Annotated in this window: 20 protein-coding genes; 10 read left to right on the top strand and 10 right to left on the bottom strand. The window is 33.3% G+C overall.

Going from position 1 to position 24,047, the window contains the following annotated elements; all coding sequences use genetic code 11:
* Positions 1-4: 4 nt before the first annotated feature.
* Positions 5-1,165 carry a galactokinase gene (galK, locus tag RC62_RS18210; protein ID WP_055097652.1) on the bottom strand — a complete coding sequence of 387 codons (1,161 nt, stop codon included), beginning with the start codon at positions 1,163-1,165 and terminating at the stop codon, positions 5-7.
* 36 nt (positions 1,166-1,201) lie between these two features.
* Complete coding sequence (locus RC62_RS18205; protein WP_055097651.1) at positions 1,202-2,257, bottom strand: aldose epimerase family protein; 1,056 nt, start codon at positions 2,255-2,257, stop codon at positions 1,202-1,204.
* A gap of 101 nt (positions 2,258-2,358) precedes the next feature.
* Between RC62_RS18205 and RC62_RS18200 the strand changes: the two genes are divergently transcribed.
* Positions 2,359-3,357, top strand: a complete 999-nt coding sequence (locus RC62_RS18200; RefSeq protein WP_055097649.1) for a GntR family transcriptional regulator — start codon at positions 2,359-2,361, stop codon at positions 3,355-3,357.
* Positions 3,358-3,573: 216 nt separating this feature from the next.
* Here the strand turns inward: RC62_RS18200 and RC62_RS18195 are convergent, their stop codons facing one another.
* Positions 3,574-4,263 carry an NUDIX hydrolase gene (locus RC62_RS18195; protein ID WP_055097648.1) on the bottom strand — a complete coding sequence of 230 codons (690 nt, stop codon included), beginning with the start codon at positions 4,261-4,263 and terminating at the stop codon, positions 3,574-3,576.
* A gap of 647 nt (positions 4,264-4,910) precedes the next feature.
* Here RC62_RS18195 and RC62_RS18190 point away from each other — a divergent pair.
* From RC62_RS18190 to RC62_RS18160, 7 genes are all read left to right on the top strand, one after another.
* Complete coding sequence (locus RC62_RS18190) at positions 4,911-6,458, top strand: alpha-N-arabinofuranosidase (RefSeq protein WP_055097646.1); 1,548 nt, start codon at positions 4,911-4,913, stop codon at positions 6,456-6,458.
* A gap of 292 nt (positions 6,459-6,750) precedes the next feature.
* Positions 6,751-8,442 carry a ribulokinase gene (locus RC62_RS18185; RefSeq protein WP_055097645.1) on the top strand — a complete coding sequence of 564 codons (1,692 nt, stop codon included), beginning with the start codon at positions 6,751-6,753 and terminating at the stop codon, positions 8,440-8,442.
* A complete protein-coding gene (locus tag RC62_RS18180) occupies positions 8,426-9,127 on the top strand; it encodes an L-ribulose-5-phosphate 4-epimerase (protein WP_055097643.1) in 702 nt (233 codons plus the stop codon). The genes RC62_RS18185 and RC62_RS18180 overlap by 17 nt, the downstream gene beginning before the upstream one ends.
* A gap of 149 nt (positions 9,128-9,276) precedes the next feature.
* Positions 9,277-10,785, top strand: coding sequence for an L-arabinose isomerase (araA, locus tag RC62_RS18175; RefSeq protein ID WP_055097642.1), 1,509 nt, complete (start codon positions 9,277-9,279; stop codon positions 10,783-10,785).
* A 126-nt stretch (positions 10,786-10,911) separates the two neighbouring features.
* On the top strand, positions 10,912-12,096 hold the full coding sequence (locus RC62_RS18170) for an aldose epimerase family protein (RefSeq protein WP_055097640.1): 1,185 nt from the start codon (positions 10,912-10,914) through the stop codon (positions 12,094-12,096).
* Positions 12,097-12,460: 364 nt separating this feature from the next.
* Entirely contained in the window at positions 12,461-12,919 is a 459-nt protein-coding gene (locus RC62_RS18165) for an OsmC family protein (protein ID WP_055097639.1), read from the top strand.
* Positions 12,920-13,135: 216 nt separating this feature from the next.
* The gene (locus RC62_RS18160) at positions 13,136-13,522 is read left to right on the top strand and encodes a helix-turn-helix domain-containing protein (RefSeq protein WP_055097637.1); all 387 of its coding nucleotides are present in this window, start codon (positions 13,136-13,138) and stop codon (positions 13,520-13,522) included.
* 28 nt (positions 13,523-13,550) lie between these two features.
* Here RC62_RS18160 and RC62_RS18155 read toward each other — a convergent pair whose 3' ends face one another.
* The 3 genes from RC62_RS18155 to RC62_RS18145 form a co-directional block, all read right to left on the bottom strand.
* Positions 13,551-15,554, bottom strand: coding sequence for a hypothetical protein (locus tag RC62_RS18155; RefSeq protein WP_055097636.1), 2,004 nt, complete (start codon positions 15,552-15,554; stop codon positions 13,551-13,553).
* A 9-nt stretch (positions 15,555-15,563) separates the two neighbouring features.
* Positions 15,564-16,100, bottom strand: coding sequence for a DUF4065 domain-containing protein (locus tag RC62_RS18150; protein ID WP_055097634.1), 537 nt, complete (start codon positions 16,098-16,100; stop codon positions 15,564-15,566).
* Between the two features lie 328 nt (positions 16,101-16,428).
* Positions 16,429-17,625: an aminopeptidase C gene (locus tag RC62_RS18145; protein WP_055097633.1), complete on the bottom strand. Its 1,197-nt coding sequence runs from the start codon at positions 17,623-17,625 to the stop codon at positions 16,429-16,431.
* 269 nt (positions 17,626-17,894) lie between these two features.
* Here RC62_RS18145 and RC62_RS18140 point away from each other — a divergent pair, with 269 nt between their 5' ends.
* Entirely contained in the window at positions 17,895-18,692 is a 798-nt protein-coding gene (locus RC62_RS18140) for an AraC family transcriptional regulator (RefSeq protein ID WP_055097632.1), read from the top strand.
* A 78-nt stretch (positions 18,693-18,770) separates the two neighbouring features.
* Positions 18,771-19,631, top strand: coding sequence for a CPBP family intramembrane glutamic endopeptidase (locus RC62_RS18135; RefSeq protein ID WP_055097630.1), 861 nt, complete (start codon positions 18,771-18,773; stop codon positions 19,629-19,631).
* A 102-nt stretch (positions 19,632-19,733) separates the two neighbouring features.
* Here the strand turns inward: RC62_RS18135 and RC62_RS18130 are convergent, their stop codons facing one another.
* From RC62_RS18130 to RC62_RS18115, 4 genes are all read right to left on the bottom strand, one after another.
* The gene (locus RC62_RS18130; protein ID WP_055097629.1) at positions 19,734-20,918 is read right to left on the bottom strand and encodes a BamA/TamA family outer membrane protein; all 1,185 of its coding nucleotides are present in this window, start codon (positions 20,916-20,918) and stop codon (positions 19,734-19,736) included.
* 73 nt (positions 20,919-20,991) lie between these two features.
* Complete coding sequence (locus RC62_RS18125) at positions 20,992-21,966, bottom strand: transporter (protein WP_055097628.1); 975 nt, start codon at positions 21,964-21,966, stop codon at positions 20,992-20,994.
* A 52-nt stretch (positions 21,967-22,018) separates the two neighbouring features.
* Positions 22,019-23,206, bottom strand: coding sequence for a helix-turn-helix domain-containing protein (locus RC62_RS18120; RefSeq protein WP_055097626.1), 1,188 nt, complete (start codon positions 23,204-23,206; stop codon positions 22,019-22,021).
* Between the two features lie 150 nt (positions 23,207-23,356).
* A complete protein-coding gene (locus tag RC62_RS18115) occupies positions 23,357-23,938 on the bottom strand; it encodes a DUF4136 domain-containing protein (RefSeq protein ID WP_055097625.1) in 582 nt (193 codons plus the stop codon).
* Positions 23,939-24,047 lie beyond the last annotated feature (109 nt).

The raw sequence follows: 24,047 nt of genomic DNA, 5'->3' as shown, positions 1-24,047 counted from the left end.
GGTATTAAAGTAGTGTTGTTCCGTTTGAGATTTTTACATCATAGAATTTTAATTCAATCCCAAATGTATCTAAATAAAGATTTGAAAACTTACGTTTTACCTCATTTTCTTGACCTTTTTTAATCAAATTGATGGTACAGCCTCCAAAACCACCTCCCATTAGTCTGGAACCTATGATTGCATCATCATCTTTTGCGGTATCAACAAGCATATCCAGCTCTGCACAACTTACTTCATATTCCTGCGATAAACCATAATGCGTTTCAAAAAGCAATTGCCCCAAAACCGCTATATTTCCTTTGTCTAAAGCCTCACACGCTTTTATGACACGGCTTATTTCTTTTACAACATAATGCACTCTTTTAAAAACGGTTGCATCCATTTTATCCTGAATGCTTAAAAGCTGTTCTTCGGTACAATCCCTGAAACTTTTTATATCAGGAAAATTATTTGTAATTATTTTTAATCCTTGCTCACACTCAATTCTTCTCGTATTATATTCTGATGTAAAAAGGGAATGTTTTACATTGCTGTCAAACAAAACCAATGAATAATCTTTAAAATCAGCGTTGTGATATTCAAAATCCAGTGTATTGCAATCTAGTTTTATTACTTTATTTTCAAGACCATGAACACTTGAAAACTGGTCCATGATACCGCAATTGATACCAACCCAGTGTTCAGCTTTCTGACCTAATAATGAGATATCAATTTTTTCAATTTTCAAATCAAAAAGTGACTTGATCCCGTAAATCATCCCACATTCTAAAGCAGCAGAAGATGATAATCCTGAACCTACCGGAATGTTACTGCTAAAAACACAGTTGAAACCTTCAAATACAAATCTGTTATCTTGCAATTGTTTGATAACGCCACGAATGTAATTCGTCCAGACAACATCACTTAATTTAATTTCCTGTGTAAAATCAGCTTCAAATTCTTCGTTTAGATCGATAGCGATTATTTTAGATTTTTTAGTGTTGCTTTTTTCGAAAGCAAAGCAAATCACTTTATCAATTGCTGCCGGCAAAACATAACCGTCATTGTAATCGATATGTTCTCCAATAATGTTGATTCTTCCCGGAGAAAGTACCACTTTTTGAGGACTTGATCCAAAAGATTTCTCAAAAAAAGCAGTAGTATCTTGTATTAAAATGTCATTCATTATTTTGTAATTGAAATGGTATTATCTTTTAACTTATTAGTTTATCTTTTCGAATTTATAAACTGTTTTTTGATGGTATTCTTCGCCTTTCCTCAAAACTGAATTTGGAAAATGTTCGTGATTTGGAGCATCCGGAAAATTCTGAGTTTCAAAACAAATTCCGCTTGACGAATGATAATTCGTATTTTCTTTTCCTTTTAATATATCAAAACAATTTCCGCCTACATATATATGTACGCTTGGCTGATCTGTATAAACGCTCATTTGCAAATTGTTTTTAGAGCTGTATAATTTTGCAATGACATCATTTGTTGGTTCGAGAACAAAGGAGTTGTCTATTGATGACGGACATTTTTTTACGGTTCTAAAATCAAAATCATGATTGTTAAGAGCTGTAAAATTTCCGGTTGGAATATTGTCTTCATTGGTTTCCAGAATCTTGTCAGCGTCAATAGACATAGTCTGATCCAGAACGCTGGAATCGTGCCCATCAAGATTAAAATAACTGTGATGCGTTAGGTTTATAACTGTATCTTCTGTAGTTGTTACTTTGTAATCCAGTTTTAATTCGTTTTCCTCTGTTAGTGTATACGTTAAATCCACGTGTAATTCTCCCGGGAAATTTTCATCTAAATTTTCACTCGAAATACTGAATGTTATCGAGGGATTTTCATTAGAAGTAATATTGGTAACATTCCATGCTTTTTTTCCAAAACCAACATTTCCGCCATGCAAAGTATTGCCATTATTATTAGTATTTAAATGAAATGTTTTATCATTTAATGTAAAAATACCTTTGTTTATTCTTCCTGCATAACGCCCCACGGTTGTACCCATATAAGGTGCGCTTGGTAAATTATAAGAAGCCAAATAAGACTCTAATGAATCAAAACCTAAAACCACATCAACAAGATTGCCATTTAAAACCGGAATTTTTAATGAAGTTACAGTCGCGCCATAATTGATGAACTGAACTTTCATTCCGTTTTTATTTGATAATTCAAAAGAAAGAATTTCTTCGTTTTCAGGTGTCAAACCAAATAATTTAGATATAGATGTATCTTGAAAATGCGATATATGTTTTATTTTCATATTATTTTTACCAATAGTGAAATCCAAAAATAGAAACATTCTTTATTTTTGCATACCAGTACCTACCAGTTTTTTGTATATTGCGCAAAAATCTTTTTTTTATGAATATTATTTCTATTCAAAACAATATTGGCCTTCCAAAATATAAGCAGATAATTCTTTCAATAGAAAAAGCAATCGAGGAAGAAAAACTGGTAAAAGGCGATCGGCTCCCGTCTGTCAATAAAGTTTGTCTGGCTTTTTCGTTATCGCGTGATACGGTTTTATTAGGGTATGATGAACTTAAAAAAAGAGGTATTATTTATGCCATTCCAGGCAAAGGTTATTATGTTAAAAGCGTTGAAATCACTATAAAACAAAAGATTTTCTTATTGTTTGATGAGTTAAATAGTTTTAAGGAAGATATCTATAATTCGTTTTTGCAGCACATTGGAAAAAATGTTCAGGTCGATATTTTCTTTCATCATTTTAACGCTCCCGTTTTTGAGAAGCTTATAAATGACGCTAACGGAAATTATACAAAATACATCATTATGCCAACCAACTTAAACGATGTAGTAAAATCTGTAAAAACCCTACCAGTAGGTGAAGTAATCATACTGGATCAGACAAATCCGGGTTTGAAAATGTATCCCGCGATTTATCAAAATCATGAAAAAGATATTTTTGAAGGTTTGCTTAAAGGAAAAACAAGATTGAATAAATATGAAAAACTAATTTTGATTTTCCCCGGATTCAGGGAACCGCTCGGGATGAAAACTGGTTTTGAGGCCTTTTGCAGAGAATATGATTTTGCGTACGAAATCATCACTGAATTTACAGATCGGGAAATTACTTTGGGAGATCTGTATATTATACCAAATGATCGTGACTTAGTTCGCGTAATCGAAAAAGCAAGAGATCAAAACCTTAAATTGGGACTTAATTTTGGAATTATATCCTATAATGAAACGCCATTAAAAAAGATCGTAGCAAGCGGAATCACAACAATTTCGACCCATTTTGAAACCATGGGAAAAATCCTGGCTGATATGGTACTTAAAGGACGTAAAGAACAAATAGAAAACAAATCATCTCTCACGATGCGTAATTCGCTATAATCAGCACATTTAAAATAGTTTAAAATGGAATCAAAATTATTTTTGTTTTTGTGAAATTATTTTACTTATATTTGTAAATGTAAATTTTACACTTATTTTTGGTTTAAGTGTAAGTGACAAAAAATCTTTAAGTTAGATTTATTGTTTAGTTTTTTTAATAGTAGTTTTATTGAAGAAAAAACCCTAAAAGTTTGTGGCTTTCAGGGTTTTGTTTTTTTATAAATTCAAAACAAAATCGTTCAGTAATTTTTCTTCGTATTTCTCTTTATTAAAAGTGTAGAGATAAGATCCTTTTCTGGAAGACTGCATATCTTTTTCTTCTAATTTATTTAAAATCTCAAGAGAATTTATTTTACTTATAAAATTTCGTTTGTCTAGTTCTTTGCTCAAAATTGCTTCATACAATTCTAATAATTGACGCATTGTAAATTTTTCCGGCAATAACTCAAAACCAATCGGTTTAATAGACGTTCTGTAGCGAAGCCTTTTAATCGCATTTTGTACCATTTCGTCGTGGTCAAAAATCAAATTAGGGGCATCTGCAATACTAAACCATTGTGCATGATAATTTTTGATTAGTTCAGCATTATGATTTTCAATATTGATCAAAGCATAATAAGAAACTGATATTGTTCTTTCTACAGGGTCACGATCAATATCACTGTAAGCATATAATTGCTCCATATAAATATCGTGTAAACCGGTATAGGTGTTTAGAATTCTAATCGCGGCGTCATCCAATACTTCATCACGTTTTAAAAAACCCCCAATCAAAGACCATTTTCCTTTTTCAGGTTCAAAGTCCCTTTTGATTAAAAGTATTTTTAAGCCTTCATTATCAAATCCAAAAATGATACAATCTACTGCTAACAAAACTTTATCTGCAGAGCTATAACTGTTTAGCATATTCAATTTTTTATTGGTAAATATATAAACTTCCAAATTCGTTTTACTATTTATTAATGTAATATTTACACTTAAAATATGTAACTTTTATAAAACGGTTACATTTTGTTATTGCGATCTGGATTCTCTCTACAAAAGTAATAGTTTTTTAACGCTAAAATCACTATTAAAGATCTCATTTTTAACTTTTTTCGCAAATTATTGTAAATAAAATGACTTTTTCTATCAAAGTGTCATTTTTACGCATTTATCTTACAAGAAAAATCTTATTTAAGAAAATGCATTAATTTTTTATGTGTATTTAGACGGATAATTTGCGATATGTATTTTTTTATTGCCTATTTTATATCATTTGTTTGTTTTTACGGATTAATTTTAGTTAAATTTACAAATGTATAATCGACACTTATGTTTTTGTCCTTCTTCGATGAAAATGCTTTTAAATTGGGAGAAATAAAGTGTATTCAAATCCAGAATAGCAGGCAATTGTTAAGGAGTTTTTATCTTCTTTCGATCTTGAATTAGAAATAGAGGTTAGTCCGGCATCTATTTAGAATTATAGTTATATTTTTTTTAGAATTAATAAACCATACAATATCACAACCAGATTTCTGAGTTTCTGTTTGATATTAAAACAAAACCACATTATGAAAAAAGTACTTTTCATCACCTTTCTATTTACGGTTTGCCATCAGCTGAGTTATGCTCAAAACCAAACCACTATTATTACTTTAAAAAAGGAGTCAAATGCACCAATAATCAACAAAAACATCTACGGACATTTTGCAGAGCATTTAGGACGATCTGTTTATGGCGGTTTTTTTGTAGGCGATACATCAAAAATACCCAATACAAAAGGCGTTAGAAATGATATTATAAAAGCACTGAAAGACTTGAAAATTCCTAATTTAAGATGGCCCGGCGGTTGCTTTGCAGATACTTATCACTGGAAAGACGGAATTGGACCTCAGGAACAAAGACCAACGATTGTAAACAAATGGTGGGGCGGCGTAACAGAAGATAATAGTTTTGGTACACATGATTTCCTCAATATGTGCGAATTGCTTGGTGCAGAACCTTATTTGTCCGGAAATGTAGGCAGCGGAACTGTACAGGAATTGGCAGACTGGGTTCAGTATACCAATTTTAGCGGTAGAAGTCCAATGAGTGATTTACGCAAAAAAAATGGCAGAACAGAGCCGTGGAAAGTTAAGTTTTGGGGAATAGGAAATGAAGCCTGGGGATGCGGTGGTAATATGACAGCAGAATATTATGCCGGAGAATACCGCAAGTTTGCCACATTCATGTCTGATTGGGAAAATACAGGTGGTTTTACCAGAATTGCTTCCGGATCGAATAGTGCTGATTATAATTGGACCGAAGTTTTGATGAAAAACATTCCGTTAAATATGTTAGGCGGAGTTGGTGTGCACCATTATTCTGTAATAGACTGGGCAAAAAAAGGTGATGCCGTTGATTATACCGAAGACCAATATTTTAAAACCATGAAAGAAGCCCTGAAGATGGAAGAACTTGTTACCAAACACAGTGCGGTAATGGATAAGTATGATCCTGAGAAAAAAGTGGCAATTATGGTCGATGAATGGGGCGCTTGGTATGATGTGGAGAAAGGAACAAATCCCGGGTTTTTATACCAGCAAAATACAATGAGAGATGCAGTTCTGGCCGGCGCAACTTTAAATATATTCAACAATCATGCAGACAGGGTTCGTATGGCAAACCTGGCACAATGCGTGAATGTTTTGCAAGCCGTTATTCTAACAGATAAAGCAAAAATGATTACTACGCCCACTTATCATGTCATGAAAATGTACAATGTGCATCAGGATGCTACATTATTGCCGGTAAGTTTTCAGTCTCCGTTATATACTTTTAAGGGAGAAAATCTTCCGGCAGTTTCTGTTTCGGCTTCTAAAGATAAAACCGGATTGGTTCATATATCACTGGTAAATATTGATGCTAAAAATAAAAACAAACTAGAGATTGATGTAAAAGACCTCGGTGTTAAAAACTTTACCGCCACTATTCTTACCGCTTCAAAATTGCAGGATTATAATTCATTTGATACGCCTGATAAAATTGTACCAACAGTTTTTAAAGGTTTCGAAAATAAAAAAGGAAAATTAGAAATTACAATTCCGCCTTTTTCAATAGTGGTTTTAGAGGGAAAATAAAATATGGTTTATGTTATCTCTGCAATTAAAATTGATAAAAGCGCATGTTTGAGTAAATAAAGAAAGTCAAATTGAATATGAACTTACAGTGTATTATATCCAGTTTTGAACATAAAGATGAAATAATCGTAACAGAATAAATGTAAATTAAACGTTTGTTTTTTGTTTTTATGCTAAACTACTGTTTTGATGCATTATCTGTAAAAAATAAGTATGCAATTTTTGTTAAGTGTTTTTTGTACACTTATAAAATAATAATAATTATATTTGTCGTCATTAAAATTAATTTCGAATGAAAAATTACGTTATAGGGTTAGACTACGGAACAGATTCTGTTCGGGCGATGCTAATAGACACTGAAAATGGACAAGAACTGGCATCAAATGTTTCTCATTATAAAAGATGGAAAAACAAACAATATTGTGACGCAGCTGCAAATCAATTTCGCCAGCATCCTTTAGATCATATCGAAGGTTTAGAAATTACGATACAAACTGTTGTAAAAGAAAGTGGCGTTGATCCTTTGCAAGTACGCGGAATTTGTATTGATACCACCGGATCTTCTCCTGTGCCTGTAACCAAAGAAGGAATTCCGCTGGCTTTGACAAAAGGTTTTGAGGAAAACCCAAATGCAATGATGGTTTTATGGAAAGATCATACGGCTATAAATGAAGCAAACGAAATCAATGAACTGGCAGTAAGCTGGGGCGGAGAAAACGTAACAAAATATGTAGGCGGAATTTATTCATCAGAATGGTTTTGGGCAAAAATCCTGCACATTGCCAGAGAAGATGAAGCAGTTAGAAATGCAGCACATACCTGGATGGAACACTGCGATTTAATGACGTATTTATTAATAGAAGATAAAGATTTAAAAACATTTAAAAGAAGCCGTTGCGCTGCAGGTCATAAAGCCATGTGGCACGAAGACTGGAATGGTTTGCCACCAGTTGAATTTTTAGAAAAATTGCATCCGTATTTAGCAACACTTCGCGGTAATTTATATGATGAAACCTATACATCAGATTTAGTTGCCGGAAAATTAAGCCAGGAATGGGCATCTCGTTTAGGACTTTCTACAGATACAGTTGTGGCCGTAGGAACTTTTGATGCACACTCCGGAGCTGTTGGAGCAAAAATTGGAGAAAACACTTTAGTTCGTGTTATGGGAACTTCGACCTGTGATATTCTTGTAGGTTCTAAAGAAGAAGTTGGAACCAAAACCGTACGCGGAATCTGCGGACAAGTCGACGGATCTGTAATTCCGGGTTATATTGGTTTAGAAGCAGGACAATCTGCTTTTGGCGATTTACTGGCTTGGTACAAAGAATTATTACTTTGGCCAACCGATCATTTATTAACAGCTTCGACTGTTTTAAATGAAGAACAAAAAGAACAATTAAGAGAGGAATTCAGCGATAAATTAATTGTTGAATTAACGAAGGAAGCAGAGAAAATTCCGGTTTCAGACAGTCTTCCAATTGCTTTGGACTGGATCAACGGGCGCAGAACTCCAGATGCTAATCAGGAATTAAAAAGCGCTATTTCGAATTTATCATTAGGTACAAAAGCGCCCCATATTTTTAAAGCTTTGGTAAATGCCATTTGTTTTGGAGCCAAGAAAATCGTCGATCGTTTTGAAGAAGAAGGCGTAAAAATCGACAGCGTTATTGGTATTGGCGGCGTTGCGCGTAAATCTCCTTTTATCATGCAGACATTGGCAAACGTCTTGAACAAGCCTATTAAAATTGCAGCTTCAGATCAGACTCCGGCTTTGGGAGCAGCGATTTATGCAGCCGTTGCAGCCGGGATTTATCCAAATGTAATTGAAGCCAGCCAAAAAATAGGAAGTGATTTTGACGGAGAATATTTTCCTCAATTAAATAAAGTAGCAGCGTATAACAAATTGTTGATTGCTTATGATCAATTAAGCGCTTACGAAGATCCAACGATTAAAACATCACAACATGAGTTCTCTTTATAAAGATTTAAAGCAAGAATGTTACGAAGCCAATATGCAGTTGAATGCATTGAACCTGGTCGTATATACTTTTGGGAATGTAAGTGCGGTAGACAGAGAAAATGGTGTTTTTGCCATTAAACCAAGTGGCGTTCCTTACGAAGATTTAAAACCCGAAGATATTGTGATTGTCGATTTTGATAATAACATTATCGAAGGAACAATGCGTCCGTCATCAGACACTAAAACGCATGCGTATTTATATAAAAACTGGCCAAATATTGGCGGTGTTGCACATACACACGCTACCTATTCTGTAGCCTGGGCGCAGTCACAACGCGATATTCCAATTTTTGGAACAACGCACGCAGATCATTTAACAGCTGATATTCCGTGCGCGCCGCCAATGGCAGATGCACTTATAGAAGGAAACTATGAACACAATACCGGAATTCAGATTCTGGATTGTTTTAAAGAAAAAAACCTTTCGTACGAAGAAGTAGAAATGGTTTTAATTGGAAATCACGGTCCATTTGCATGGGGAAAAAACGCAGCAAAAGCGGTTTATAATAGTAAAGTTCTTGAAGTTGTAGCCGAAATGGCCTACCTGACTTTGCAAATAAACCCAAACGTACCAAGATTAAAAGATTCCCTGATAAAGAAACATTACAACCGCAAACACGGAAAAGATTCTTATTACGGACAATAATTCAGATAAAAGAAAATAGAACAAAGAGGCAAGATTTTCGGCATTTTTGAAACCTGAAACTTGAAAAACAAAAAGATAAATAACAAAGATTTTCAACTGTTTCAAAACTTGAAACTTGAAACAAAGAAAACCTGAAACAAAATAAAAACATGATAGATATATCTCAAAAAGAAGTTTGGTTTGTAGTAGGAAGCCAGGAATTATACGGTGAAGAAACGCTTAGAAAAGTGGCAGAACACTCGCAAATCATAGCAAAAGGATTAGACGGATCATCAAGTATACCGGTAAAAGTGGTTTATAAAGATGTGGTAAAATCTCCTGCTCAAATTCTGGATGTATGTTTAGCCGCAAACTCTGCTAAAAACTGTATTGGAATTATTGCCTGGATGCACACTTTTTCTCCGGCAAAAATGTGGATTGGCGGATTAAGTATTCTTAAAAAACCATTATGCCATTTGCATACACAATACAATGCTGAAATTCCGTGGGGATCAATCGACATGGATTTCATGAACCTGAACCAATCGGCACATGGAGATCGTGAGTTTGGTTTTATCATGTCAAGAATGCGTAAAAAACGTAAAGTTGTCGTAGGACATTGGGAGGATCAAAGAGTACAGAACAAACTTGGAGTATGGACAAGAGTTGCTCTTGGCTGGGATGAACTCCAAAACTTAAAAGTAGCCCGTATTGGCGACAATATGCGTGAAGTTGCCGTTACCGAAGGCGATAAGGTAGAAGCTCAAATTCGTTTTGGAGTATCGGTAAACGGTTACGATTCTTCAGATGTGACTAAACATATCGAGAAAGTTACAGATAAGGAATTGAACGATTTATTAGCGGTTTACGAATCTTCTTATTCTCTGACAGATTCCTTGAAAGAAGGCGGAGCACAAAGAAGTTCATTAGCCGAAGCAGCAAAAATAGAATTAGGTTTAAGAGCTTTTCTTACCGAAGGTGGTTTTGGCGCTTTTACAGATACATTTGAAAACCTTGGAGTTTGGAAACAGCTTCCTGGAATTGCAACACAAAGATTAATGGCAGACGGTTATGGTTTTGGTGGCGAAGGCGACTGGAAAACTGCTGCAATGGTACGCGTATTAAAAGTAATGAATACAGGTCTTGAAGGCGGAACATCTTTCATGGAAGATTATACGTATCATTTTACGCCACAAAAATCATATGTTTTAGGATCGCATATGTTAGAGATTTGTCCGTCGATTGCAGATGCAAAACCTTCTTGCGAGGTGCATCCGTTAGGAATTGGAGGTAAAGAAGATCCTGCACGTTTGGTGTTTAATTCGCCTGCCGGAGCTGCAATCAATGTTTCGTTGGTAGATATGGGCAATCGTTTTAGGTTAATCGTGAACGAAGTCGAAGCCATTAAACCATTGGCAGATTTACCAAAATTACCGGTTGCCAGAGTTTTATGGGATTGTAAACCAAATCTTGATATTGCAGCAACTGCCTGGATTCTTGCCGGAGGAGCGCATCATACCGTTTACAGTCAGGCAATCACGACAGAATATATGGAAGATTTTGCAGATATCGCAGGAATCGAACTATTGGTTATCGACGAAAAAACTACCGTAAGAGATTTTAAAGATAAAATAAATGCAAACGAAGCTTATTATCATTTGTTTCAACACGGCCTGTAAGGCAGTAAAATGTAATTTGTGAAATGTAAAATGGGAAAACTTAATAGAATGAGATTTTATGTTTTTTAATTACTACTTTTCATATCTTACATTTCACTTTTTACAAAAAACTAAAAACTATCATTTATGAATGTATTAAAACGTTGTGTTTTTGGAATTGGCCTTTTAAGTCTGGCTGCAATTTCGGTTCAATGCAAAAACGATAAAAAAATGGATGCTACAACAGTTTCTTCAGATGAAAAAGCGACGGTTACAATCGAAAAATCTTCTTATGGAACAACCGCTAAAGGAGAAAAAGTAGACAGCTATAAACTGAAAAACCAAAATGGGATGGAAGTAGACATCATCACTTTTGGCGGAAGAATTACAGATCTAAAAGTACCTAATAAAGAAGGGGTTTCTGAAAATGTGGTTATCGGCTTTAATTCTTTGGCACAATATGAAAAAGAAAATCCGTTTTTTGGAGCTTTGATTGGAAGATACGGAAACCGAATTGCTAAAGGAAAATTTACTCTCGACGAAAAAGAATATACATTAGCGATAAATAACGCACCAAATGCTTTGCACGGTGGACCACAAGGATATTTTAATGTTGTTTGGAAAGCTGATGAGGTAAAATCAGGAAATACGGCATCTTTAAAATTATCGTATTTAAGTAAAGATTTAGAAGAAGGTTATCCTGGAAATCTTCAGGTTTTTGTAACCTATACATTGACAAATGATAACCAGTTAGAAGTTTTGTATGAAGCAACAACAGATAAAAAAACTGTTGTAAACCTTACACAGCATTCTTATTTTAATTTATCCGGAGATTTTACAAAAACAATTTTAGATCACGAATTGACTTTGAATGCTGATAAATTAGTTCCGGTTGACGCGACTTTAATACCAACAGGAAAACTAGAAGATGTTGCGAATACACCTTTCGATTTTAGAACGCCTAAATTAATTGGAAAAGACATCGAAGCAAAAAACGAACAATTAGAAAGAGGAAAAGGTTACGATCATTGCTGGGTATTGAACAATCCTGAAAAAGGAAAAACAATCATTGCAAAAGTATATCACGCAGCAAGCGGAAGAGTTCTTGAAATGACAACAGATGAACCTGGAATTCAGTTTTACTCCGGTAATTTCCTTGACGGAACTTTACCAACACGCAACGGCGGAACATATGCGCACAGAACAGGACTTTGTCTGGAAACAGAACATTATCCGGATTCTCCAAACCAAAAAAATTTCCCGACAACGGTTTTAAACCCGGGAGAAAATTATAAAACTAAAACTACTTTTAAATTCTCAGTAAAAAAATAGTTTAGTTTTGTTTACTAGTTCAATTCTCTAAGAAAACCTCGTAAGTTATGCTTGCGAGGTTTTTTTATGAAGTGAAGTTTGCCACGAATTGCACGAATTTACACGAATTAGATGAAGTACCACAAATTGCATGAATTGCGTGAATTGGACGAATTACCACGATTTTTTGTCATTTCGAAGAATGAGAAATCTTCGCAAGTAGCTCCGCAACGAGAATCGAATCTTTGTCGAGTTTCTTTCGAAGATTTCTCATTCTTCGAAATGACAATATTGCGTATATAACTTTGCGTCTCTGCGCCTTTGCGCGATTAATTCATTTACAGCTTATAAAATTCTTAATTTAGCAAGAGCAAACGAAAACAAAATGAAACATCTATTCAAAGCAGCAATAAACTGGACTTCAAATCAAAACCCAGTAGATTCTACGAAGCGATTTTACAGTAAAAGTCATCAGGTTAAAATCGAAGGAAAACCTGTTTTAAATGTTTCGGCAGCTAAGGCTTTCAAGGGCGATCCGGAATTATACAATCCCGAAGATTTGCTTTTAAGCAGTTTGGTTTCTTGCCATATGATGTCATATTTATACGTTTGTTCTCAAAACGGAATAGAAGTGCTGGAATATTCAGATAATGCCGAAGCAACGCTGGAGGTTTCCCCAAACGGAAGCGGACGTTTTGTTGCCGCAACATTATATCCTAAAGTAAAAATTTTAAATCCAGACCAGATTCAATTGGCTTTAGATTTACATCAAAAAGCAAATGAGTTGTGTTTTATCGCTAATTCCTGCAATTTTCCTGTTATGCATCATGCAAGTGTAGAATAAGTTATAGTTTGTGTTTTTTTTAAATTGAAAATCAAGACTTTGTCAATTGTTTTAATACAGATTTTGATTGTTTCGTGTACGAAAAATGGTATTTTTGTGTAATTGCTTAAAATAACGAATAGACCAACATTTTTCAATCGTTTTTATCAGTATCATAAACGACTGAGCTTGTTTTTTACCTATTGCTGTTATACACTTAATTATTATCTTTGAACTATGAGCACACTAACAAAAAATCATATAGGCCGAAAAATCAGCCGTATTCGTGAACTTCGTGATATGAAGCAAGAAGCTTTGGCACAAGCTTTAGGACTAAGTCAACAAACGGTTTCGGCTATTGAAAATAGTGAAACTATAGATGAAGAAAAACTTCAGGCAATTGCCGAAATTCTTGGTGTTTCGGTTGAAGGAATTAAAAATTTCTCTGAAGAAGCGGTTTTGAATATTATCGGAAATACATTAAATGAAGGTAGTGTCATTAATGGAAATGCATATAATTGTAATTTTAATCCTCTTGATAAAGTTATAGAACTTTATGAGCGTTTGGTTTTGGCTGAGAAAGAGAAAGTCGAATATTTAGAAAAGTTGTTGGGAGGGAAGTAAGATTTATTCAAAAAGATTTACATTAATTCTAAACTCCTTTGTTAGAACCAACAGATGATTTAGGATTAGAAATATTTGGAGAAACCTTAATAGTTAATGTATCTGGTTTTTTATAAATCTCTTGTTTTAATTGTTCTTTTAAAAGATTAATCTTAGAGTCGTATATAGTATTTAATGAATCAATTTTTCTATTATATTTTACATTCATCTCTTTTTGAGAAGCTTCATTTTCACAATGATTAAAGAAACATAGAATAGCCAATAGTAGAACTAAAAAACCACATGCTTTAAAAAAATGTTTTTTGTTTCTTTTTATAAAATCAACACCTCGAGTTGATACAAAAACCATAAGGACAAAAAATGAAAGTGCTGACGAGAAGACCAATAAAAAAATGAGCGCCTTAAAAAAAGTATTCACAAAAGAAAACCCAGAAACAGTACCTACAATAAATGAAATAACTGCAGTATATATTGTAATCGTCTCAATAGATTTTTTATCAGTGCTTTCAACATTACTTTTCAAATCTTTGATTAGAGTAAATTCTTTTGTCAAAGAACCTAAAACCTCTAAATGATTAAAATCATTATTGAATTTAATTCTTAGTTCTTGAAATTCTGAATCTATTTGTTCTGCCGAAAGAGGCAACAAAAAGGATGAGGCAAAATAGACATCGTTAATCCCTGAATCTAAAGGAACCAAGCTTTCTTCATATTTCAATTGATACAATAAATTATGATGATTTTTTGACCAATTAATTTTACTTTCGCACTCTGCGAATAACAATCTAATTTCTTCAAGATAAACCTTAATATCTAAATCGAGTTCTGTATCTAAAGCCTTTCGTCCTTTTAATAATTTTTCAAGACTTTTTATCTTAAACTTTAAATATTTAACTTCTACAAAGAAATTTTCATTACTAGTCCTTGACTGAAATGCTACAATTTTATTTCTCAGTTTCTCAACTTCCTCCTTTTTAGAATCAGAAATTTGCACTAACAATGAAAACTGATTATTAAATGCATAATTTAGATTTTTATAAAACAAAAATCTTTCTTTTTCATTCGTAAATCCCGATTCTCTACGCTCAATTTCTTTTACAATATTTGTAAGATTCTCATAATTTGGCTTTATATCCGTATGATATTTTATAAAAAAATGCAATTGATAAAATGTCAAACTTTTAACATCTAAAAGTTTAAGCTCATCATATTTTCTGTAAAAATAACTTGGTAAATTATTTGAATCATAATGATTTTCTAAATATACTTTCCAATCTATAATTTTACTATTACCAACACTTAAAGTAGGCATTTCTTGAAGAGAAATCAATACATTATCAACTAAATAGCTTTTAGCAGAAGCTGTACGCTTTAAAGCTTTTAATGTCGTTATTTGTCGAATGCTCCATTTATATTTTAAAAAAGATAATTTAAGTATTACAGCAGAATCAAAAGGAGAAGGATACTTACTGTTATTTATCAGTTTTTCTAATTCTATAAGATCTTTAAAATAACCAATACCCTCATCAAAAAAATGATCTAATTGATTAAGTTTTAAAATTCTGGAAAAATTATCATATGAGTTCCGAACTTTTTCATCTAAATCAAGAGGAAATGTAGAGATGTTTTTTGAAGAAGAAAACACAACATCAACAGAAGGATGAGTATTGTGTATATCGATAACCTTAAAAAAATTACTATAATCAGTTAAAAATAACTGAAGGCACGTAACAAAATTCTTAAATACTATTTCGTAAAATTGTAGATCGTCAAAGGGAGAATTTGAATTTAATAATAGATTTATACTCTCTTCATTAGCCAAAAGTTTTGTTTCAAAATTATTTTCTTTTATATATTCCCCCGATAATATAGATTCTATATAAAATTTAGAAACTTCTAAAAGAGCATCGTTTAGTTTTTTCTCTAAGCCAGTGTTATCTACTAAAACAGCTTGTTCGTTAAAATAAATTGAATACCAATTTACGTTATCTACAAAATCTTCTCTAATTAATTGGGTAATTTTATTAATCATAAGTTGTTCTTATAATTGATAAATTTTATCCTCACTTTTAATTTCTTCTACTCTTATTGATTGACTTGAAACTCCTCTACTTTTAGCTATAAGTATATTTTTTTTCCAAGAATACCATTTATGGCTTAATTCGACCAATTCAAAGGATGAGAGCTTGACCAAATTGTAATTTATTGCTTTAAGCTTAAACACGGCTTCATCAATTTTTTTCTTATATCGAGTATCTAATTTTTCTATCTCCTCTAAATTTGTAATTTTTGATGTTCTATTATCAATTGTAACATTCAATAACTCTCCCTCTTTTATACCAGAATAGACATCGCTTTCAACATGCCCTAAAGGTAAGGCAGCAAAATTGTCAAAGACCTCATCAAGAAGAGTTCCAGTAGAATCAACAGTTGTGTCGACTGCAGATACAAAAAATAAAAGTTTTAAGGATTTTAAAACACTAATATCGTTATCCTCAGAAGGATATATCTCTGAATACCATTGAGTTAGTCTCAATAAAGTATATTCAAATGCTCTTAATTTACCGTTTCTGTTCATTGTTGCAAAGGTATAATAAAAATATTAATAATTAAGTGCTCTAAACATTGAAATAATACATACTTTACTTACAAAAAATAAATAAGACATGGTCTTTTGTGTAAGATAATAAATAAAATTTAAAATTAAATAAATTTTATGACTTGATTATAAATAAAAAGTGCCGCAATTCAAACATTACAGTAATTTTATATTTTACAGAATTCTTACTTACGAACCAGAATATTCAGGTGTTTGATTACTTTAAGGAAAAACTATTGCGACAAAACAAAAAAACGCCACAATCTAAATTGCAGCGCTTTTTCAATTTTATAAAAACCTAAGATAATTAAACCCCTAATTTCTTAGCAATTTCAGTAGGTATTCCGCCTTTGTTTACTAGTAAAGCAGTTGTTTTATATTTCACGAAGTTTTTAGTTACAAACAAATAACCTTTGTAATCGTTTGTTGCTCCCCAAGAATTTTTTACGATGTAATATTCTTTTCCGGTTTGGTCTTTTGCAAGACCTATAATATGCATTCCGTGATCGTCTGTTGTTGTGTAATTGTCAAAAGCAGTTTGGCGCATTTCTGGCGTGATTTCCGGTTCAGCTTTTGGACCGTTGAACATGTCTGCTTTTTCTTCGGCACTCATATCATCGAATTTTTTTGTTGGTACATAAGCAACTCCGTTTTTCCAGCTAAAGCTTTTCTCGCTTACATCTGTTGCCCATGCTACTGTGTAACCTTTTTTCAACGCATTATCGATAACATCTGTCATGTCATTTACTTTCACGTTATAAACCTGATCAAATGACCAGTTGTCCGGAACCATCATAGTAGTTTTTTGGTAATACGGAGAAGTTGTAAACGATGAAATTTCGACATATTCATCAGGATTAATCCCTACAACCTCTTTAGCAAAAGTTTGTGGTGTGTAGTTTTTTCCTTTGTAAGTAAAGTTTTCCGGCACCGTTCCTAAATACGAATCGATAACTGCAGCGTATGCTTTTTGCCAGTTTGGTGTTAATTCTCCGTTAGGGTTTTTAACCACAGCTGCAAGAACACCTTCTATAAGGGCAGCCATTTCGCCAAATTTATTTTTGTCAGTTCCGTAGTTCAATCCCGTATACACTTCTCTTGGTACGGTTCCGTATTTTTTGTACATATTTATTACATCATGCAATGCACCACCGTCGCCAAGTGTAACTGCGCCGTGCATACGAACATAATTAATTCCTTTTTCTACATATACATTTCTTGCAGAGAAAATTTGAGACAATTCTACAGGTTGTTTTCCTAAACGAATCATTTCTGATTCTAAGAAAGAGTTGGTAGAATAACTCCAGCATGTTCCTGAAGATCCTTGTAGTTTTACAGAGGTTGTTCCTAAATTGATTACCTCGGTAAATTTAAAGTTCTCCTTACTTTTTTCGCTTGCATTCAGTTTTAGTGAATTCACTAAAATGTCTTGTGCAAAACAGCTTGTTGCCCCAACGAAAAATACCGAAGCCGCAAGCACTGATTTGAATGAAAATGTATTCATAATGTATGTTTAATGATTTGATAAATTAGTAGTTGTAATTTATTTTTTGTTACAAAACAATTAAATTTTATATAAAAAAGCTAACCTTTAAGCGTTAATATTTACAAAATCTTTTTATTAAGCTAATATATCTTACAAAATATGTAAAATGTTAAACCATTAAAAAGTCAAACAAACCCGTCAATTCTAATTCAATTATTTTAAACGAATTATTTTTACCAAATATGTAGTAATTTGGTCGTTGTAAATGCACTCAATAATCCTGAGAAATGTTTGAACTCGAAAAAGAAAAATATTTGGGTAATACCAAAAATAGCTTCAACAACAAGCAAGGCATTGCGGTTGTCGAGACAGAGTATCAGCAAAAGGTTTACGAAGGATGGCATTCGCACAATAACGCACATATTACCCTTTTCCTGAAAGGCGGAACAGCCGAAAAACGAAAAAACTCCAGTACAGTTGTAGGTCCGGGTTCGTTATTGTTTTACCACAGCGACGAATTGCACCTGAATCAGGATACACTTTTTCCGTCTAAAAATATTAATATCGAAATAGAGGAAAACCTGCTTAAAGAACTTCAAATTTCTGAAGCTATTATCGAAAAATCGGTTCAGAATACAACGCTTACCAAATTTTTGATTCTTAAGATTTTTAAGGAATCTATTGTTGCAGATCCTTTTTCCGGCGATACAATTAATATGTTATTTGCCCAATTATCAAATGCGAATACCCATTTAGAGCGATTCGAAAAAAGTCCGTTTTGGGTCAAAAGCCTAAACGAATTGCTGAACGATTGCTGGAACGAAAACCCTAATTTGCAGGATCTGGCTCAGGTTTTAAACCTAAATCCTATTACGATATCAAAACATTTTCCTAAATATTTTGGCTGCACATTAGGAGAATATATGCGCAGGATCAAAATAAACCGTTCGCTTTCGCTGATAGGATCCAACGAAAGTAATCTGACCGAAATAAGTTTTCAGTGCGGTTTTGCAGATCAGAGCCATTTTATAAGAACGTTTAAAAACCAAACCGGATTTTTACCCAAACAATTTCAAAAATTATAAGAAAGGCAAATTTCATTCTATTTTTTGTTTTTGATGCCGCATACATTTGTCCCATCATAAATCATTAAATCAATCAAAATGGAAACGCTTACATTAAAACAAAGAACTTTTAATTCCCCAATAACCAAAATTATTCTTGCCTTACTTACTTTTATGGCAGTTGTTATTATTGGTCAGCAAATAGCAGTAAAATTATTATCGTTAACATCTCTTGATAAAGACTATCGAAATCTTTTAAAAGGACTTTTTGTTTCGGCATCATGTGTTTTTAGTTATATCCTTTTCTTTAAAAAATATGACAAGAGAACCGTTACAGAGTTTGCCTCAAAAGGACTTGCAAAAAATCTTATTATTGGTACCTCAATTGGTTTTGTACTGCAATCGCTGACTATTCTGGTAATTTACCTTAACGGAAGTTACAGCGTTGTAAACATAAACCCAATTTCGTTTATCCTGATTCCGTTTGCTCTTATGTTTACAGTTGCCATTATCGAAGAGGTTTTGGTGCGCGGGATTATATTCAGGATTATGGAAGAAAAATTAGGAACCTATATTTCGTTGACCTTTTCGTCGATATTATTTGGCGCTTTGCATTTGGCAAATCCTAATGGAACTTTGATTTCAGGAATATGCATTACTACAGCAGGTTTTTTAATGGGTGCTGCTTTTATTTACAGCCGTAATTTATGGATGCCTATTGCTTTGCATTTTGCATGGAATTTTACACAATCCGGCATTTATGGCGCGATCACTTCTGGAAACGAAAAAACAAGCAGCTTATTAGAGACTAAAATACAAGGTGTGGAGTTTATTACCGGTGGCGCATTTGGTCCCGAAGGATCGATACAGGCAATTGTTTTTTGCGCATTAGGAACCATTTTATTATTGGCTTTAAGCCAAAGAGACCATAAAATCATAAAACCGTATTGGAAGAAATAATTAAGGAATATAGTAGAGTGCAGAAATTTTTTTGCCACGAATTTCACGAATTTACACGAATTGAATTTGTGAAATTTGTGGCTAATATTTATAACTTAAAATTTATCTGAGCCAGTTGCTTCCAAACACGACATAATAAGCCCAGTCTTCAGGACCTTTTGCCACATCGACTCCCATACGGAGTTTGAATTTTCGAGCCAGTAAATATCTAAAACCTGTTCCGTAGCTATAAACTACAGGTTTTGCAAAAGCTTTGTCCCAGTCGTTAAAAGCGCTTGCCAAACCGCCATAACCCATAAGACTCCATCTTTTGTACAAATCCCATCTAAGCTCACCTTCGGTCACAATACTGGCTTTACCCTGATATCGGGCAGCAGGAATTCCTCTTAGGTTAATTCCGGGTCTGAGGTAAAAAGGCGGACTTCCAAATGTTTGTTCTCCTTCGAGCCTTAATCCTCCAATTAATTTTTTAGTAATAGGATAATATCCAATGGCTGATAAATTTACGCGCCAGGCATCATAATCACTGCCAATTGCATTATCAGACCAGAAAAAATCTGCCTGAAGGCGCATTCCTTTATCGGGAGTAAAAATATTATCACGTCCGTCAAACTGTATCGCTCCGCCTAACTGACTCACAAGACTCTTGATATCTTTTAGTTTAGCAAAAGATGGAAGATCGTTTAAATCCGGAAAATTAATTTTAGAATCTAACAAAAAATACTGAGGGCCCGCACTCCATTTTGCATTTCGAAACTGCTTCATCACCCGTGTGTAAAAAACAAAGGATTGAAAATTAAGGTCAATTTCTTTGTCATTTCCGCTGGGTAATTTTTCGTAAAACGACATGTTTACGTTTCCATAACCCGCTCCCACGCGGTACATTATTTTTGATTTTATAAAACTTCCTGCTCTAAATGCGCCTGCGACCCAGCTTTTATTGCCGGTATACATTCCCATTGCTCCTGTAATATCAGGATCTATAAATCTTTTTTTCCCGTTTTCGTCAATAACAGGATCGTGTTTTTTAAGAAAAATGGGTACAAGCGCACCTCCAATACCTCCTAAAGCTGGCTCCGTAATTAGTGTAGGAACAACAATAAAACCGTGCGCATAAATAATATAATCGCTTAAATCGATTGCACCATCTATAGAATCCCTAATACTTATATGTTGTTTTTGAGCTGTAATTGTAGTAATAGACAAAACAAAAAATACATTTATAAGAAACAATTTTCTGAAGAGTTTTGTATTTATGGTAGTAGAACCTGAATATTTATTTCTCATTTAAACTCATTTAAAATTACGTCTTCTTAAAAACATCTATTCTCACTAAAATAACCTTATCGCTATTTTTGCATTATTCTTTTTTGAAACTAAATACATGTGCGAGCGTCAGGAAAAAGGTGTTTCCCTGAAATCTGTTTACAGCATTAACCTCAGCAATCCAGCGAAATCCGGCAGAAGTACTGCAGCCAATATGAAAATAATTGACCTCAGCGCCTAATCCGCCAACGTGATCTTTTTTTCCTTCGACAACACCAATTACGGGTAACGGTATTTTGTCGTTTGTCATTTTATATTGCAGATAATAAATCAAACCCGCATTTAAGATTGATTTTGGAACTGTTTTTTCAGCATTTAAAAAATAGAACGTTTTGCCTAAACCTCCTTCGATACTTAGGATATCTCCGGTTTTAATATTGGTATCTTTCTTTTCGCCGTTTATTTCATAAGAGGCCAATGCCGAAAAATGAAAGGTCTTTTTATCATTAAAATACAAAGTTGTTCCTGCGGCAAACTCATTCATAAACATTCCTAAGCCACTATTATCTGATGCTCCGGCCGTAAATTTTCCGGTAGGTAAATAAAGCTGGTAACTAAAAATAAAGTCGGCTCTTTTATTGTGCCAGCCCAATTGCACAGGCTGCACATACATATCTGTAAATGCCAGATCGTTTTTTGCATTTAGATTATTACCCTGAATGGTGTTTGCAGCAAATGCGACCAGAATACTTGCGCCGTAATTTGCGCCTAAAATTTTAAACTTGCTTATATATGATGCTCCTGCTCCTGTAATGGTCATATCAATATCAGGATTTGCAACAGAATTATCTCCATCTGCGTTTCGTAAAGATGATGCCGTATAAAAATATCCGGGAACATAAACACTCAATGTATTTTCTGGAGTCTGGGTTCCGGATTGCAATCCCATGGCGCCAAGAATGTGGCCGCCTTTAAGTTGTGCATGGCTATAAAAACAAACCATCAGAAATAAAAAGGTATAAACGGATGGTATTATGGTTTGTCTTTGTTTATTAAATTTTGTTTTCATAATTGATTTTTTAAAAATTAATGAGACACCATAACTTCTTTTTACAAACTATTTAGCTCGAAGCTTGCTTAAAATAATATTCACTGGTTTTCTCAGGATTAATTCTAATCACTTTAAAATATTCAGAAGGTGATTTTCCGGTATGTTTTATAAAAGCCCTGAAACATGTCGTTCTGGATTTAAAACCGGATCCCCAGGCCATTCCTTCCAACGATAAATCTTTCCATTCAGGATCATTGATTTTATCTCTGAAATATTCGATCCTTTTTAGGTTTACATAATCCTGAAAATGAAGATTAAATTCTGAATTAATTAAATTTGAAATATGATGTACTGATATTCCGGTTTCATCAGCGATATCGCGTATCACTAAATCTTTTTTCAAAAAGAGTTCTTTTGATGTAAATATGTTCTCTAATTTATTGAGATAGAGTAGTTTTTTTTCCGGTGTTAATTCTTTTACAAGCGGTAAAGCAGTTTTACTTTCGCTCATTTTTATTATGGTTAATCGCTCATTTACGAACTCAGAAGTTTCATTTGTATCATAAAAAATTTGTGGTCTGAAGTAAAGCCATCCTACTGTAAAAACTAATACAGATGATATTAAAATGTAACAGGAGAAATCAATACTGTCAACTCTTGTAATTAAAAAATAATGTACAAAAAGTGTCGAAAACAAAAACAATATCATCAAATTATATACTCTGATCCATCCTAAAATCTTTAGCCTGTTAAAATGATTTTCCTTGAATTTTTTCAGATCATAATTCAGGATCATCATTGTTTGACAAAAAGCATAAGAGAGCCAAACCGTTAAACTTAGCATCGAAAAAGGACTGTCTATTTTGACAGAAATATATTCAATTACATGAAGATCCATATAATTTCCTATCCATACAAAAATGGTAAGACTAAAATAAACCAGAAAAGGTAAAAAATGCAGCCAATCATATTTTCTAAATACCCTGTCTGAAAATAAAATACTTCTTACATATAAAAAAGCAGAAGGAGATACCAAAAAAATAAATGATTTTGTAATCATAAATAAATCAGGAAAATCTTTTAAACCATTTGCTGATAAATAAAAATTATAAATGCTGACAACGGCAAGACTGAACAAAAACAGTCCCAGAAAAAAACTTTTTGAGTAATTTTTTTTTGAAAAAAGAACCATAAAGGATGTCGCAAAACCAACTATTGTAGCTATAAAAAAGAAAAGCGAAAGTACGATATCGACCATGAGGTTTAAGCTTAATTTATTTTTACGTATACCTTAATTCTTTTCAAAATTCTTTTCAAATTTTAAAAAAGAAAAATTCTATTATTAGTTATAAGGCTATACTCATCTGTAAAGAGATCAGTATAGCGGCCTTATAACAATATTCATAAGCTATTTTTTTGCTAATCCGGGAGGAAAACCAGCCAGGATTTTTTTGATAGAGTTTGATATAAATTCTTCAGGATTGTCCGGTTTGCTGTCAATTTGAGCATTCCCGATTCCTTGCCAGATCAGTTTTTGAGTTTTTGCTGATACAATGTCAATTATAAGTGAACCATCAACATAATCATACGTATTAAATGTAGTATTGGCACCGCCCATCATTGCACCACCGCCCCAATATCCGTAAGGGCGATACATGCCCCCGTAACCATAAAAATCAGTATTTGCAGATACAGATGTTTTATTTTTTAAGATTGTTACCGCATTTACTTTTAAATCCGGACTATTTGTAGTTTCTGTAAAACCTTTACTGATTAGCTCAGAACGAATAGCTTTTGTTATACGATCAACATTCAATTGATTTATTTGACCGTCCTGTGCTTTTAAATCATAAAATGCAAAAGTTTTATATTCGCTAAAATTAGCAGAATGATCATAATCAGTTGTAACTTTTACAGTTGGAGAGCAGCTGTAAATTAAACCCAAGAATAATATTGGGATTATACGAAGATTCTTTCTTTTAATATTCATTTTGTGGTATTTAAATTAATGATTAATTAGTCTAACGGGGAATTTTTAAATCTGGCTTAAATCCTGAATATACGGGAAGTCCTGTTAAATATTTGTTTAGTAAATTTAT

This window comes from Flavobacterium aquidurense, from assembly GCF_001404985.1.
Lineage (GTDB): Bacteria > Bacteroidota > Bacteroidia > Flavobacteriales > Flavobacteriaceae > Flavobacterium > Flavobacterium aquidurense_B.
The sequence above is the reverse complement of the archived record's forward strand: the minus strand, read 5'-3'. Positions and strand labels throughout refer to the sequence as shown.

What these genes read in the sequence shown, in the direction of transcription:
- RC62_RS18185 (WP_055097645.1), top strand. Translation starts at nt 6,751, where the DNA reads ATGAAAAATTACGTTATAGGGTTAGACTACGGAACAGATTCTGTTCGG.
- RC62_RS18200 (WP_055097649.1), top strand. Translation starts at nt 2,359, where the DNA reads ATGAATATTATTTCTATTCAAAACAATATTGGCCTTCCAAAATATAAG.
- RC62_RS18140 (WP_055097632.1), top strand. Translation starts at nt 17,895, where the DNA reads ATGTTTGAACTCGAAAAAGAAAAATATTTGGGTAATACCAAAAATAGC.
- RC62_RS18160 (WP_055097637.1), top strand. Translation starts at nt 13,136, where the DNA reads ATGAGCACACTAACAAAAAATCATATAGGCCGAAAAATCAGCCGTATT.
- galK (WP_055097652.1), bottom strand. Translation starts at nt 1,165, where the DNA reads ATGAATGACATTTTAATACAAGATACTACTGCTTTTTTTGAGAAATCT.
- RC62_RS18170 (WP_055097640.1), top strand. Translation starts at nt 10,912, where the DNA reads ATGAATGTATTAAAACGTTGTGTTTTTGGAATTGGCCTTTTAAGTCTG.
- RC62_RS18190 (WP_055097646.1), top strand. Translation starts at nt 4,911, where the DNA reads ATGAAAAAAGTACTTTTCATCACCTTTCTATTTACGGTTTGCCATCAG.
- RC62_RS18165 (WP_055097639.1), top strand. Translation starts at nt 12,461, where the DNA reads ATGAAACATCTATTCAAAGCAGCAATAAACTGGACTTCAAATCAAAAC.
- RC62_RS18120 (WP_055097626.1), bottom strand. Translation starts at nt 23,206, where the DNA reads ATGGTCGATATCGTACTTTCGCTTTTCTTTTTTATAGCTACAATAGTT.
- RC62_RS18125 (WP_055097628.1), bottom strand. Translation starts at nt 21,966, where the DNA reads ATGAAAACAAAATTTAATAAACAAAGACAAACCATAATACCATCCGTT.
- RC62_RS18155 (WP_055097636.1), bottom strand. Translation starts at nt 15,554, where the DNA reads ATGATTAATAAAATTACCCAATTAATTAGAGAAGATTTTGTAGATAAC.
- RC62_RS18135 (WP_055097630.1), top strand. Translation starts at nt 18,771, where the DNA reads ATGGAAACGCTTACATTAAAACAAAGAACTTTTAATTCCCCAATAACC.
- araA (WP_055097642.1), top strand. Translation starts at nt 9,277, where the DNA reads ATGATAGATATATCTCAAAAAGAAGTTTGGTTTGTAGTAGGAAGCCAG.
- RC62_RS18150 (WP_055097634.1), bottom strand. Translation starts at nt 16,100, where the DNA reads ATGAACAGAAACGGTAAATTAAGAGCATTTGAATATACTTTATTGAGA.
- RC62_RS18205 (WP_055097651.1), bottom strand. Translation starts at nt 2,257, where the DNA reads ATGAAAATAAAACATATATCGCATTTTCAAGATACATCTATATCTAAA.
- RC62_RS18195 (WP_055097648.1), bottom strand. Translation starts at nt 4,263, where the DNA reads ATGCTAAACAGTTATAGCTCTGCAGATAAAGTTTTGTTAGCAGTAGAT.
- RC62_RS18130 (WP_055097629.1), bottom strand. Translation starts at nt 20,918, where the DNA reads ATGAGAAATAAATATTCAGGTTCTACTACCATAAATACAAAACTCTTC.
- RC62_RS18145 (WP_055097633.1), bottom strand. Translation starts at nt 17,625, where the DNA reads ATGAATACATTTTCATTCAAATCAGTGCTTGCGGCTTCGGTATTTTTC.
- RC62_RS18180 (WP_055097643.1), top strand. Translation starts at nt 8,426, where the DNA reads ATGAGTTCTCTTTATAAAGATTTAAAGCAAGAATGTTACGAAGCCAAT.
- RC62_RS18115 (WP_055097625.1), bottom strand. Translation starts at nt 23,938, where the DNA reads ATGAATATTAAAAGAAAGAATCTTCGTATAATCCCAATATTATTCTTG.